The 12,604-nt window shown below is 71.7% G+C and carries 11 protein-coding genes; 8 read left to right on the top strand and 3 right to left on the bottom strand.

Features of this window, described 5'->3' with window-relative positions; genetic code table 11:
• Positions 1-313: 313 nt before the first annotated feature.
• Together ACFYXK_RS20800 and ACFYXK_RS20795 are read left to right on the top strand one after the other, a co-directional pair.
• Complete coding sequence (locus tag ACFYXK_RS20800; RefSeq protein WP_030865957.1) at positions 314-991, top strand: response regulator transcription factor; 678 nt, start codon at positions 314-316, stop codon at positions 989-991.
• 12 nt (positions 992-1,003) lie between these two features.
• A complete protein-coding gene (locus tag ACFYXK_RS20795; RefSeq protein ID WP_389412461.1) occupies positions 1,004-2,269 on the top strand; it encodes an ATP-binding protein in 1,266 nt (421 codons plus the stop codon).
• Between the two features lie 33 nt (positions 2,270-2,302).
• On the opposite strand, the gene ACFYXK_RS20790 is transcribed toward ACFYXK_RS20795, so the two are convergent.
• Positions 2,303-2,857, bottom strand: a complete 555-nt coding sequence (locus tag ACFYXK_RS20790; RefSeq protein WP_389412460.1) for a GtrA family protein — start codon at positions 2,855-2,857, stop codon at positions 2,303-2,305.
• A gap of 244 nt (positions 2,858-3,101) precedes the next feature.
• Here ACFYXK_RS20790 and ACFYXK_RS20785 point away from each other — a divergent pair, with 244 nt between their 5' ends.
• The 4 genes from ACFYXK_RS20785 (at position 3,102) to ACFYXK_RS20770 (ending at position 7,187) form a co-directional block, all read left to right on the top strand.
• Positions 3,102-4,220, top strand: coding sequence for a 5-(carboxyamino)imidazole ribonucleotide synthase (locus tag ACFYXK_RS20785; RefSeq protein WP_383515066.1), 1,119 nt, complete (start codon positions 3,102-3,104; stop codon positions 4,218-4,220).
• Entirely contained in the window at positions 4,217-4,753 is a 537-nt protein-coding gene (purE, locus tag ACFYXK_RS20780; RefSeq protein ID WP_389412459.1) for a 5-(carboxyamino)imidazole ribonucleotide mutase, read from the top strand. Before ACFYXK_RS20785 ends, purE begins: the two co-directional genes overlap by 4 nt.
• Positions 4,750-5,946, top strand: a complete 1,197-nt coding sequence (locus ACFYXK_RS20775) for a dipeptidase (RefSeq protein ID WP_389412458.1) — start codon at positions 4,750-4,752, stop codon at positions 5,944-5,946. The genes purE and ACFYXK_RS20775 overlap by 4 nt, the downstream gene beginning before the upstream one ends.
• A 137-nt stretch (positions 5,947-6,083) precedes the next feature.
• Positions 6,084-7,187 (top strand): dipeptidase, encoded by a 1,104-nt coding sequence (locus tag ACFYXK_RS20770; protein ID WP_389412457.1) that lies wholly within the window; start codon positions 6,084-6,086, stop codon positions 7,185-7,187.
• Between the two features lie 45 nt (positions 7,188-7,232).
• Here the strand turns inward: ACFYXK_RS20770 and ACFYXK_RS20765 are convergent, their stop codons facing one another.
• Positions 7,233-8,576 carry a UDP-glucose dehydrogenase family protein gene (locus ACFYXK_RS20765; protein ID WP_389412456.1) on the bottom strand — a complete coding sequence of 448 codons (1,344 nt, stop codon included), beginning with the start codon at positions 8,574-8,576 and terminating at the stop codon, positions 7,233-7,235.
• A gap of 216 nt (positions 8,577-8,792) precedes the next feature.
• On the opposite strand from ACFYXK_RS20765, the gene ACFYXK_RS20760 reads away from it, so the two are divergent.
• Both ACFYXK_RS20760 and ACFYXK_RS20755 read left to right on the top strand, forming a co-directional pair.
• Positions 8,793-9,950: an acyl-CoA dehydrogenase family protein gene (locus tag ACFYXK_RS20760; RefSeq protein WP_389412455.1), complete on the top strand. Its 1,158-nt coding sequence runs from the start codon at positions 8,793-8,795 to the stop codon at positions 9,948-9,950.
• Between the two features lie 113 nt (positions 9,951-10,063).
• Positions 10,064-11,146, top strand: coding sequence for a sugar phosphate nucleotidyltransferase (locus ACFYXK_RS20755; RefSeq protein ID WP_389412632.1), 1,083 nt, complete (start codon positions 10,064-10,066; stop codon positions 11,144-11,146).
• A 65-nt stretch (positions 11,147-11,211) separates the two neighbouring features.
• Here ACFYXK_RS20755 and ACFYXK_RS20750 read toward each other — a convergent pair whose 3' ends face one another.
• Entirely contained in the window at positions 11,212-12,567 is a 1,356-nt protein-coding gene (locus ACFYXK_RS20750) for an LCP family protein (RefSeq protein ID WP_389412454.1), read from the bottom strand.
• Positions 12,568-12,604: the final 37 nt, after the last annotated feature.

The raw sequence follows: 12,604 nt of genomic DNA, 5'->3' as shown, positions 1-12,604 counted from the left end.
CGGGGCCCGGCCCACAGGTCATTCACTGTCACCGAAGTCGAAGAGGAAGGTCGTCAAGACCCCCTGATCGATCCGGACAGAATCGAGACCTTCGGCTCGCTTTTCGGCACAAAGGTCTCAGAGGTAGTGCATCAGGCGTCTCGCCACCATACGACACGACACTGCGGCATATGAAAGGACTTGAGAGATGGATCACAGGCAGGCAGGGAACCGTTTGGCCACATTCGAAGGCCGCCCTCAGACATAAGACCAGATAGACAGGGGTGTGCAGGTGCGCCCCTGCACATCGTCCCCGCGGACTACCATCACCCACATGACGCGTGTACTGCTCGCCGAGGACGACGCATCCATCTCGGAGCCCCTGGCCCGCGCTTTGCGCCGGGAGGGGTACGAGGTCGAGGTCCGGGAGGACGGCCCCACCGCCCTGGACGCGGGACTGCAGGGCGGCGTCGACCTCGTCGTCCTGGATCTGGGCCTGCCCGGCATGGACGGCCTCGAGGTCGCCCGCCGGCTGCGCGCCGAGGGCCACGGCTTCCCCATCCTGGTGCTCACCGCCCGGGCGGACGAGGTCGACACGGTCGTCGGCCTGGACGCCGGCGCCGACGACTACGTGACCAAGCCCTTCCGCCTCGCCGAGCTGCTGGCCCGGGTCCGGGCCCTGCTGCGGCGCGGCGCCAACGACGCCACGCAGGCCCCCGCCACCCACGGCGTGCGGATCGACGTCGAGTCGCACCGCGCCTGGATGGGGGAGGAGGAGCTCCAGCTCACGGCCAAGGAGTTCGACCTGCTGCGGGTCCTGGTCCGCGACGCCGGCCGGGTCGTCACCCGCGACCAGCTGATGCGCGAGGTGTGGGACACCACCTGGTGGTCCTCCACCAAGACCCTCGACATGCACATCTCCTGGCTCCGCAAGAAGCTGGGCGACGACGCCGCGAACCCGCGCTACATCGCCACCGTCCGGGGCGTCGGCTTCCGCTTCGAGAAGAGCTAGCGGCACCGGAGCATGCGCCGCCGCCTGATCAACTCCACGCTCGCCGTGGTGCTCGTCGTCATCGCCGTCTTCGGCGTCTCCCTCGTGATCGTGGAGACCCGGACGATCACCAGCAGTGCCCAGGACCGCATCGAGTCCGAGGCGCTGCGCCTGGTCGGCATCGTCGAGGCGAACGTCCTGGAGCACAAGCCCATCGACGCCCAGGCCCTCGCCGAACAGCTGGACGTCGGCAGCCACGCCCGGATCACCGTCCCCGGGCAGCCGCCCGTGGAGGTCGGCGACCGGATCCCCGACAGCGTCATCCGCGGCACCGCCAAGGGTGAACAGGGCGAGATCGTCGTCGTCGAGGAGTCCCGCTCGACGGTGACCCGCGAGGTCGGGCGGACCCTGGCCGTGGTCGGCGCGGTGGCGCTGCTCGCCGTCGTCGCGGCCGTCCTGCTCGCCGTACGGCAGGCCAACCGGCTGGCCTCCCCGCTCACCGACCTGGCCGAGACGGCCGAGCGGCTGGGCTCCGGCGACCCGCGGCCCCGGCACAAGCGGTACGGGGTCCCCGAGCTGGACCGGGTCGCGGACGTGCTGGACTCCAGCGCCGAGCGGATCGGCCGGATGCTGACCGCCGAGCGGCGGCTGGCCGCGGACGCCTCGCACCAGCTGCGCACCCCCCTCACGGCCCTGTCGATGCGGCTGGAGGAGATCACGGTCACCGAGGACCTGGAGACCGTCCGGGAGGAGGCGAGCATCGCCCTCACCCAGGTGGAGCGGCTCACGGACGTGGTCGAACGGCTGCTGACGAACTCGCGGGACCCGCGGACGGGCTCGGCGGTCCCCTTCGACCTGGACGAGGTCGTCAAGCAGCAGGTGGAGGAGTGGCGGCCGGCCTACCGCAGCGCGGGCCGGGCCATCGTGCGCTCCGGCAAGACGGGCATGCGGGCCGTCGGCACCCCGGGAGCGGTCTCGCAGGTGCTGGCCACGCTCGTGGAGAACGCCCTGATGCACGGGGGCGGCACGGTCGCGCTGCGTACCCGGGTGATCGGGAACCAGGCGGTGCTGGAGGTCACGGACGAGGGGCCGGGGGTCCCGCCGGACCTCGGCAACCGGATCTTCGAGCGGGCGATCAGCGGCCGCAACTCCACCGGGATCGGTCTGGCGGTGGCCCGGGACCTCGCGGAGGCCGACGGGGGGCGCCTGGAGCTGCTGCAGACGCAGCCGCCGGTGTTCGCGCTGTTCCTGAGCCGGACGGCGCCGGAGCGGCCGGAGCCGGAGCAGACGGTCCGCTGAGCGGGGCGGGCGCCCGCGGGGGGCGCGTACGGCTTACTTGCCGGCGGGCTCGGGGGCGCGCGCGGCGCTCGGGCCGCTCCCGCCCCCGCCGTGCGGCGCGGCGACCGCAGAGGCCGAGGCCCGGGCCGCGGCCGGGGCCGGCGCGCGTTCCGGCAGGGCCTTGAAGACCCAGGTCCGGTACGACCAGAAGCGGAACACGGTGGCCGTGCCGATGCCGATGAACTTGAACACGTTCGTGGCGAGCGGGCCGTCCCAGCCGAACCCGTAGGTGGCCGTGTACAGCACGCCGTTCTCGATCACCAGGCCGATCACGCTGAAGGCCGCGAACAGCGGCAGCTCGCGGGAGCTCCCGGTGCGCGCACGGTCGCGGTAGGTGAAGTACCGGAAGCCGATGTAGTTGGTGACGATGGCCACGACGGTGGCTATGACGCTCGCCCGGACGACCTGCAGGTCCGTCGTGTGGCGGATCAGGTTGAAGACACCCAGGTTGACCAGCACGCCCACGCCGCCGACGGCCCCGAACTTCGCGACCTCGCGGCCCAGGCCGCGGAGGCGATCGAGGGCGGATCCCTGCTGCGGGGTGCTCATGTGATGGATCGGTCCTGTCCTTCGCCGCCCCGCGCGGAGGCGTCCGTGGAGGCGTCTGCCGCCTTCGGTCAACCCAGCCATGCTAAGTGTCGCCCCACCGGCCCGTCTGTGCCTTCGCGCACCGTGCGACGCACGGCACACGGGGCGGGAATGCTACGCGCGTCGACCAGAACGGGCCAGGGTCACGTCCGGATGGCGGAATACCGGCGGATACCCTGGAGAGGTGACGTTCCCGGTAGTCGGCATGGTCGGCGGCGGTCAGCTCGCCCGCATGACCCACGAGGCGGGCATCCCCCTCGGCATCAGATTCAAGCTCCTCAGTGACACCCCACAGGACTCGGCGGCCCAGGTCGTGAGCGACGTCGTCATCGGCGACTATCGCGATCTGGAGACGTTGCGCGCCTTCGCGCGCGGCTGCGATGTGATCACTTTCGACCACGAGCACGTGCCCATCGCCCACCTGCGGGCCCTGGAAGCGGACGGCATCCCCGTCCGCCCGGGGCCCGATGCGTTGATGCACGCCGCGGACAAGGGGGTGATGCGCGCCAAGCTCGACGAGATCGGCGCCCCGAGCCCCCGCCACCGGATCGTGAGCGATCCGGCGGACGCGGCCGCCTTCGCGGACGAGGTGGGCGGCTTCCCGGTCATCCTCAAGACCGTGCGCGGCGGCTACGACGGCAAGGGCGTGTGGTTCGTCCGGACCCCCGAGGACGCGGAGGCCCCCTTCAAGGCGGGCGTCCCGGTCCTGGCGGAGGAGAAGGTCGACTTCGTCCGCGAGCTCGCGGCGAACATCGTCCGCTCCCCGCACGGCCAGGCCGTGGCCTACCCCGTCGTCGAGTCCGTCCAGGTGGACGGCGTGTGCGACACGGTGATCGCCCCCGCCCCGAACCTGTCCGAGGAGCTGGCGGGCGAGGCCCAGGCCCTGGCCCTGCGCATCGCCAAGGAACTCGGTGTGACCGGCCACCTGGCCGTGGAGCTGTTCGAGACCGCCGACGGCCGGATCCTCGTCAACGAACTGGCGATGCGCCCGCACAACAGCGGCCACTGGACCCAGGACGGCGCGATCACCTCCCAGTTCGCCAACCACGTCCGCGCGGTCCTGGACCTCCCCCTGGGCGACCCGCGCCCCCGGGCCCGCTGGACGGTCATGGCGAACGTGCTCGGCGGTGACTACCCCGACATGTACGCGGCGTACCTGCACTGCATGGCCCACGACCCGCAGCTCAAGATCCACATGTACGGCAAGGACGTGAAACACGGCCGCAAGGTCGGCCACGTCAACACCTACGGCGACGACCTGGACGATGTGCTGGAACGCGCACGCCACGCAGCCGGCTACCTCAGGGGAACGATCACCGCATGAGCACCTCCACCACAGGTCCCGTCATCGGCATCGTCATGGGCTCGGACTCCGACTGGCCCGTCATGGAGGCCGCCGCCCAGGCCCTGGACGAGTTCGAGATCCCCTACGAGGTCGACGTCGTCTCCGCGCACCGGATGCCGCGCGAGATGGTCGCGTACGGGGAGCGGGCCGCCGAGCGCGGCCTGAAGGCGATCATCGCCGGCGCCGGCGGGGCCGCCCACCTGCCCGGCATGCTCGCCTCGGTGACCCCGCTGCCCGTCATCGGCGTCCCCGTGCCGCTGAAGTACCTCGACGGCATGGACTCCCTGCTGTCGATCGTCCAGATGCCCGCAGGGGTTCCCGTCGCCACCGTCTCCGTCGCCGGGGCGCGCAACGCCGGGCTGCTGGCCGTACGGATGCTGGCCGCCCACGACCCCGAGCTGCTCGGCCGGATGAAGGACTTCCAGCAGGAGCTGAACGACCAGGCCACCGAGAAGGGCAAGCGGCTGCGGACGAAGGTCGCGGGCGCGGAGTCCTTCGGGTTCGGCAAGTGAGCGGGGCGCACACGTCGGTGGCGGCGGACCGCCTCGCCGAGGCCCGCGAACTGCTCGCCGAACACCCGGTGGTCGACGGGCACAACGACCTGCCGTGGGCCCTGCGCGAGCAGGTCCGCTACGACCTGGCGCAGCGCGACATCGCCGGGGACCAGAGCGGCCTGCTGCACACCGACATCCCGCGGCTGCGCGCCGGCGGCGTCGGCGCGCAGTTCTGGTCGGTCTACGTCCGCTCCGACTTCGCCGGCGACGAGGCGGTCAGCGCCACCCTGGAGCAGATCGACGCGGTCGCCCAGCTGATCGACCGTTACCCGGCGGACCTGGTGCGGGCCCTGACGGCGGACGACATGGAGGCGGCCCGCGCCGACGGCCGGATCGCCTCGCTGATGGGTGCCGAGGGCGGCCACTCCATCAACAACTCGCTCGCCACGCTGCGCGCCCTGCACCGGCTGGGCGTGCGGTACATGACGCTCACGCACAACGACACGATCGACTGGGCGGACTCGGCGACCGACGAGCCGCGCCACGGCGGTCTGAGCGACTTCGGCCGCGAGGTCGTCCGCGAGATGAACCGCATCGGCATGCTCGTCGACCTCTCGCACGTCGCCGCGACGACGATGCGCGACGCCCTCGCCGTCTCGGCCGCGCCGGTGATCTTCTCGCACTCGTCCTCGCTGGCGATGTGCGACCACCCGCGCAACATCCCGGACGACGTGCTGGCGCAGCTGCCGGCCAACGGCGGCGTCGCGATGGCCACGTTCGTGCCGAAGTTCATCCTCCCGGCAGCGGTCGAGTGGACCCTGGCCGCGGACGAGAACCTGCGGGCGCACGGCTTCCACCACCTGGACACCTCGCCCGGGGCGATGGCCCTGCACCGCGCCTTCGAGGCGGAGCGCCCGCGCCCGGTGGCCACGGCGGCCACGGTGGCCGACCACCTCGACCACATGCGCGAGGTGGCCGGGGTCGACCACATCGGCATCGGCGGCGACTACGACGGCACGGCCTTCACCCCGGCCGGCCTGGACGACGTGGCCGGGTACCCGAACCTGATCGCGGAGCTCCTCACGCGCGGCTGGTCGCGCGCCGACCTGGCCAAGCTGACCTGGTCCAACGCGGTACGGGCGCTGCGCGACGCCGAGGCGGTGGCGCGCGAGCTCTCGGTGTCCCGCGGCCCCTCCAACGCGGTTCTGTAGCGGCCGCCCGGCGGCCGTGGCCAGGGGCGTGACCTGCGGGTTACACCCGAACGCCACATCTGCCGGGCGATCGGGCCGTCCGGCGTGTCACGGTGGCAGCATCCCTCCCTGCTGCCGCCGAGACCGGAGCGAACGCCATGGCCGACCTGCAGGATGAACAGAACGCCGCGTACACCGCACACACCGCTTACGCCGCCGATACGGCGCCCGCGGGCCCCGGCTCCGCCGGAGCCGGGGACCTTCCCGCCGCGGCAGCGGGCAGCGCCCTGGAGCGGGCCGTCGCCCTGCTGTCCGTGCATCCCGTCGCCGACGGGCACAACACACTGGTCTGGACCCTGCGCCAGAGCCCGTACCACGACATCGACACCCCGGACAGCGGTGTCGACACCGACATCCCGCGGCTGCGCGCCGGCGGGGTCGGCGCCCAGTTCTGGTCGCTGCTGCTGCCGCGCGAGGCCGCGGCCGCCGACCAGGTGGTGTCCGAGACCCTGGAACAGATCGACGTGGCGCTCGCCCTGATGCGCCGTTATCCCGACGGCCTGTGCCTCGCGCTGACCGCGGACGACATGGCCGATGCCCGCAACCGGGGCCGGATCGCCTCGTTCCTGGGCCCCGTGTCCGGCCGTACGCTGACCGATTCGCTGGGCGCCCTGCGTGCGTTCCACGCCCTGGGGGTACGGGTCCTCGCGCCCGCGGGGGCGCCCTGGGCCCACCACGACCTGACGCCCTTCGGCCACGAGGTGGTCCGGGAGATGAACCGGCTGGCGATGCTGGTGGACCTGACCGGCTGTACGCCGGAGGTGGCCTGCCAGCTCGCGGGGGCCTCCAAGGCCCCGGTGATCGTCTCGCACACCGCTGCGGCGGCCCTGAACCCGCATCCGGGGAACGTGACCGACGAGGTGCTGCTGGCCCTGCGGGCGGCGAACGGTCTGGCGATGGTGACCTTCGACGCCGCACAGACCGGGGACTCGCTGCACGCCGTCGCCGACCACGTGGAACACGTGCGGGCCGTCGCGGGACCGCACTGCGTGGGCCTCGGCGCCACCTTCGGCTCCGAGCAGGCAACCCCCCGGCCGACCGGCCTGACCGATCCCTCGGGCTATCCGCGGCTGATCGCGGAACTCCTCGAGCGGGGCTGGTCGGAGACCGAACTGGCCATGCTGACCTGGGAAAACGCCCAGCGGGTGCTGCGCGATGCGGAGTTCACGGCCCGCGCCGCCCAGCACCGCAGGGCGGCGTAGGGCGGCTCAGGCGGCGGCCGGCGCTCCTTTGACGACGGACAGTCCCTAGGCGCGGGGGCGGCCCATCGCGCGGTACGTCCAGCCGGCCGCGCGCCAGCGGTCGGTGTCGAGGGCGTTGCGGCCGTCGAGGATCAGGCGGTCGGTGACGACCTCGCCCAGTTCCACCGGGTCGAGGTCGCGGAACTCGCGCCATTCGGTGAGGTGCAGGACGACCTCCGCGCCGCGGGCCGCCTCCAGCGCCGAGTCCGCGTACCCGAGCGTCGGGAAGACGCGGCGGGCGTTGTCCATGCCCTTCGGGTCGTAGACGGTGACCTGGCCGCCCTGGAGGTGGATCTGCCCGGCCACGTTCAGGGCGGGGGAGTCGCGGACGTCGTCCGAGTCCGGCTTGAAGGTGGCGCCGAGCACCGCGACGCGCTTGCCGAGGAAGGACCCGCCCACGGCCTCGCGCGCCAGCTCGACCATGTGCCCGCGCCGGCGCATGTTGATGGAGTCGACCTCGCGCAGGAACGTCAGCGCCTGGTCCGCGCCGAGCTCGCCGGCGCGCGCCATGAACGCCCGGATGTCCTTGGGCAGGCAGCCGCCGCCGAAGCCGATGCCGGCGCGCAGGAACTTCGAGCCGATCCGCTCGTCGTACCCGATGGCCTCGGCCAGCTTGACCACGTCGCCGCCGGCGGCCTCGCAGACCTCCGCCATCGCGTTGATGAAGGAGATCTTGGTGGCGAGGAAGGAGTTGGCGGCGGTCTTGACGAGCTCGGCCGTCGGGAAGTCGGTCACCACCAGCGGGGTGCCCTCCGCCATCGGCGTCTCGTACACCTCGCGCAGCAGCTTCTCGGCGCGGTCGCCCTGGACGCCGATCACGATCCGGTCGGGGTGCAGGGTGTCCTGCACGGCGAAGCCCTCCCGCAGGAACTCCGGGTTCCACGCCAGCTCGACCTCGTCGCCCGCAGGGGCCAGCGACGTCAGCGTGGCGGCGAGCCGCTCCGCCGAGCCCACCGGCACGGTGGACTTGCCGACGACCAGCACCGGCCGGGTCAGGTGCGGGGCCAGCGACTGCATCGCGGAGTCGACGTACGACATGTCGCACGCGTACTCGCCGTGCTTCTGCGGGGTGTTCACGCAGACGAAGTGGACGTCGCCGAAGGCGCCGACCTCCTCCCAGGACTGGGTGAAGCGCAGCCGCCCGGTGGAGCCCGGCAGGCCCGCGACGTGCCGGGCGAGGAGTTCCTCGAGCCCGGGCTCGTACATCGGCACCCGGCCCGCGGACAGCATCTCGATCTTCTCCGGCACCACGTCCAGCCCGAGCACCTCGAAGCCCAGCTCCGCCATCGCCGCGGCATGGGTCGCGCCGAGGTAGCCGGTGCCGATCACAGTGATCCTGAGGGGGGCCATGGGTGCTCCAGAGGTGCGGGGCCGTTTGCGGCCACTGAGCATAGTCGGGCCGGTCCGCGGGGACGTTCCCCAGGAGACCCGGCTGTCACGCAGCTCACGTACCCCGTACATATCGCTGCTGGGACGCCGGACACTAAGATTTGGGTTACTTAACGGTAGTTAGCATCACGCAGCGCATACGCATCGCACGCGCACCACACTTGGGGAGTGAGAGTCTTGGCGGGTTCTGCCGACTTCGACCTGTACCGCCCGGCCGAGGAGCACGACATGCTCCGCGAGTCCGTCCGCTCGCTCGCCGAGGCGAAGATCCTGCCGTTCGCAGCCGCGGTCGACGAGGAGGCCCGCTTCCCGCAGGAGGCCCACGACGCGCTCGTCGCCAACGACCTGCACGCCGTCCACGTCCCCGAGAGCTACGGCGGCGCCGGCGCCGACGCCCTCGCCACCGTGATCGTGATCGAGGAGGTGGCCCGCGTCTGCGCCTCCTCCTCCCTGATCCCGGCCGTGAACAAGCTCGGCTCGCTCCCGGTGATCCTCTCCGGCTCCGAGGACCTGAAGAAGAAGTACCTCGGCCCGCTGGCCAAGGGCGACGGCATGTTCTCGTACTGCCTCTCCGAGCCCGACGCGGGCTCCGACGCCGCCGGCATGAAGACCCGCGCCGTGCGCGACGGGGACTTCTGGGTCCTCAACGGCGTCAAGCGCTGGATCACCAACGCGGGCGTCTCCGAGTACTACACGGTCATGGCCGTGACCGACCCTTCGATGCGCTCCAAGGGCATCAGCGCCTTCGTCGTCGAGAAGTCCGACGAGGGCGTCTCCTTCGGCGCCCCCGAGAAGAAGCTCGGCATCAAGGGCTCCCCGACCCGCGAGGTCTACCTCGACAACGTGCGGATCCCCGCCGACCGCATGATCGGCGCCGAGGGCACCGGCTTCGCCACCGCGATGAAGACCCTCGACCACACCCGCATCACCATCGCCGCCCAGGCGCTCGGCATCGCCCAGGGCGCCCTGGACTACGCCAAGGGCTACGTCCGGGAGCGCAAGCAGTTCGGCAAGCCGATCGGCGACTTCCAGGGCGTGCAGTTCATGCTCGCGGACATGGCCATGAAGGTCTCCGCCGCCCGCGCGCTGACCTACCAGGCGGCCGCCGCCTCGGAGCGCGGCGACGCCGACCTCACCTACCTCGGCGCCGCGGCCAAGTGCTTCGCCTCCGACATCGCGATGGAGGTCACCACGGACGCCGTCCAGCTCCTCGGCGGCTACGGCTACACCCGCGACTACCCGGTCGAGCGCATGATGCGCGACGCGAAGATCACCCAGATCTACGAAGGCACGAACCAGGTCCAGCGCATCGTCATGGCGCGCAACCTGCCGTAGCAGCCCTGCCGGCCGGAGGCGGCAGCACGATTCAGCCGCCTCCGGCCTGTGCCGCCTCCCGGATGGGCTAACTTTGGAGACCTTCGGACTCCCGAACCGGGTGGGGAGAAACAATTTTGGAAGCCATCCTGCTGGTCGGGGGGCAGGGGACGCGTCTGCGCCCCGTCACGGTCAACACCCCCAAGCCCATGGTGCGCGCGGCCGGGGTTCCGTTCCTCGCCCACCAGATAGCCAGGGCCGCCGCCGCAGGCGTCACGCACATCGTGATGGCCACCTGCTACCTCGCCGAGGTCTTCGAGCCGTACTTCGGTGACGGCTCCGCCTTCGGCGTCTCGCTCGAGTACGTCGTCGAGGACGAGCCGCTCGGCACCGGCGGAGCCATCCGCAACGCCGCGCAGCGGCTGACCGGCGGACCGGACTCCTCCGTCCTCGTCTTCAACGGCGACATCCTCACGGGCCTGGACATCGCCGGGCTCGTCGACTCCCACCGGGCGGCCGCCGCCGACGTCTCGCTGCACCTGGTGCGCGTGGAGGACCCGCGGGCCTTCGGCCTGGTCCCCACCGACTCCGAGGGGCGGGTGCTGGCCTTCACCGAGAAGCCGCAGACCCCCGAGGAGATCATCACCGACCAGATCAACGCCGGCTGCTACGTCTTCCGCCGCAGCGTGATCGACTCCATCCCGGCCGGGCGCCCCGTCTCCGTCGAACGCGAGACCTTCCCCGGCCTGCTCGCCTCCGGGGCCAGGCTCCACGGGGTCACCGAGAACACGTACTGGCTGGACCTCGGCAAGCCCGAGTCCTTCGTCCAGGCCTCGGCCGACCTCGTACGCGGAGTCGTCTCCTCCCCGGCCGTGCCGGGCCCGCGCGGCGAGTCCCTGGTGCTCCCGGGCGCCGAGGTGGCGGCCGGAGCCAAGCTGTGCGGGGGCACCGTCGTGGGCGCCGGAGCCCGTATCGCGGCGGGTGCGGTCGTCGAGGGATCCATCGTGCTCGACGGCGCGGTCATCGGCCCGGACACCCAGGTCCGCGCCAGCCTGATCGGCGTCGGCGCCTCGGTGGGCACGCGCACCGTACTGGACGGCGCGGTCCTCGGGGACGGGGCCGTCGTCGGCTCGGACAACGAACTGCGCGCGGGCGCGCGGGTGTGGTGCGGGGCCGAACTGCCCTCCGCCGCGGTCCGCTTCTCCTCCGACCGGTAACGGCGTACGACGATGCCGCCGACCTTCCCGGTCGGCGGCATCGTCATGCACCGGCGTGCGTCCGCCTAGTTGGCGGTGACGGTGACCTTCTCGTCCTTCTGGATCTGCTTGACGAGCTGCTGCACCTTCGCCTTGTCCCAGAGCAGGTTGCCGCCGCGCTCGCCCGCGATCGGCATGTTCATCGACACGCCCTCGCCGCCGCTGATGCCCTTCATCGCGAAGAACATGTCGGCCATGTCCCACAGCGACATGTCCTTGTCCACGATCAGCGTGTCCAGGCCCGCGCCCAGCACCGGGTACAGCTTGAACGGGTTGAGGATCGTGCCCGGCGTGGCCGCCTGGTTGGCCAGCGTCGCCAGGAACTTCTGCTGGTTCTTCGTACGCGCCAGGTCCGACTCGGCGAACGCGTACCGGGTCCGGACGAAGGCGAGGGCCTGCTCGCCGTTGAGCGTCTGCTCGCCGGCCTTGAAGTCGGCGCCCGACTTCTCGTCCTTGAAGCCCTTCTCGATGTTCATGTCGACACCGCCGAGCGCGTCCACGATGTTCGCGAAGCCGGCGAAGCCGATCTCCGCGTAGTGGTCGATGCGCAGCCCCGTGTTGTACTCCACGGTGCGCACCAGCAGCTCCGGGCCGTCCTCCGCGTACGCCGCGTTGAGCTTGGTGTGCCTGCCCTGCGCCGGGAACTTCTTGCCCGACTGGGAGCCGACGAAGGAGGGGATCTCCACGTCGGAGTCGCGCGGCAGCGAGATCATGGTGTTCCCGCTGGAGCAGGCCGCCAGGATCATCATCGAGTCGGTGCGCTTGCCCTCGGCCGAGCCGGTGTGGAGCTTCTTCTTGTCCTCGTCGGACAGGCCCTCGCGGCTGTCGGAGCCCACGATCAGGTACGTCGTGCAGTCGCCCTCCTTCGGGCGCTCGATGACCTTGGCGAGGTCGACCTCGCGGCGCACCTTGGAGTCGGCCCAGAAGTAGGTGCCGATGGTGGTCGCGAGCAGCGCCGTCACCAGCACGATGGAGCCGATCTTGATCCGCCTGCGCCAGTCCGGGGCCGGTCCGGCCGGCAGCCGGCCCGGCCCGCCGGGACCTCCCGGGCCGCCGGGCCCGCTCGGAGCGCCCGGGCCGCCCGGACCCGCGGGGCTGGTCTGCGGGCGCCCGTAGACCTGGCCGGTGTTGTACCCGCTGTCGTAGCCGCCGTACGTGTCGTGGCCCGGGGCCTGCTGCGGAGGTACCCCGTACGCGGGCGGCTGCCCGGGCCGGGCCGGCGGCTGCGCCGGTCGCTGCGGTTGCTGCTGCGGCGGCACCGGCCGCTGCTGCCGGCGCTGGACGTGCGGCATCCGCCGGGCACCTTCCGGCTGCGCCTGTGCGCTGCCGTGTCCGTACCGGTCGTCGCCGCTGTCGTTGCGCCCCTGGGGCCACTCACTCATGCCGCCTAGGATGCCTGGCCGGACGGGGTGCCCGACA

The sequence above is a fragment of the Streptomyces sp. NPDC002209 genome (assembly GCF_042890265.1).
Taxonomy (GTDB): Bacteria; Actinomycetota; Actinomycetes; order Streptomycetales; family Streptomycetaceae; genus Streptomyces.
Note: the sequence above shows the minus strand (reverse complement) of the source record. Positions and strands in the feature narration are given on the sequence as shown.

Excerpts from the sequence above, each read along its gene's own strand:
- ACFYXK_RS20800 (WP_030865957.1), top strand. The coding sequence starts at position 314 with ATGACGCGTGTACTGCTCGCCGAGGACGACGCATCCATCTCGGAGCCC.
- ACFYXK_RS20795 (WP_389412461.1), top strand. The coding sequence starts at position 1,004 with ATGCGCCGCCGCCTGATCAACTCCACGCTCGCCGTGGTGCTCGTCGTC.
- ACFYXK_RS20790 (WP_389412460.1), bottom strand. The coding sequence starts at position 2,857 with ATGAGCACCCCGCAGCAGGGATCCGCCCTCGATCGCCTCCGCGGCCTG.
- ACFYXK_RS20785 (WP_383515066.1), top strand. The coding sequence starts at position 3,102 with ATGGTCGGCGGCGGTCAGCTCGCCCGCATGACCCACGAGGCGGGCATC.
- purE (WP_389412459.1), top strand. The coding sequence starts at position 4,217 with ATGAGCACCTCCACCACAGGTCCCGTCATCGGCATCGTCATGGGCTCG.
- ACFYXK_RS20770 (WP_389412457.1), top strand. The coding sequence starts at position 6,084 with ATGGCCGACCTGCAGGATGAACAGAACGCCGCGTACACCGCACACACC.
- ACFYXK_RS20765 (WP_389412456.1), bottom strand. The coding sequence starts at position 8,576 with ATGGCCCCCCTCAGGATCACTGTGATCGGCACCGGCTACCTCGGCGCG.
- ACFYXK_RS20750 (WP_389412454.1), bottom strand. The coding sequence starts at position 12,567 with ATGAGTGAGTGGCCCCAGGGGCGCAACGACAGCGGCGACGACCGGTAC.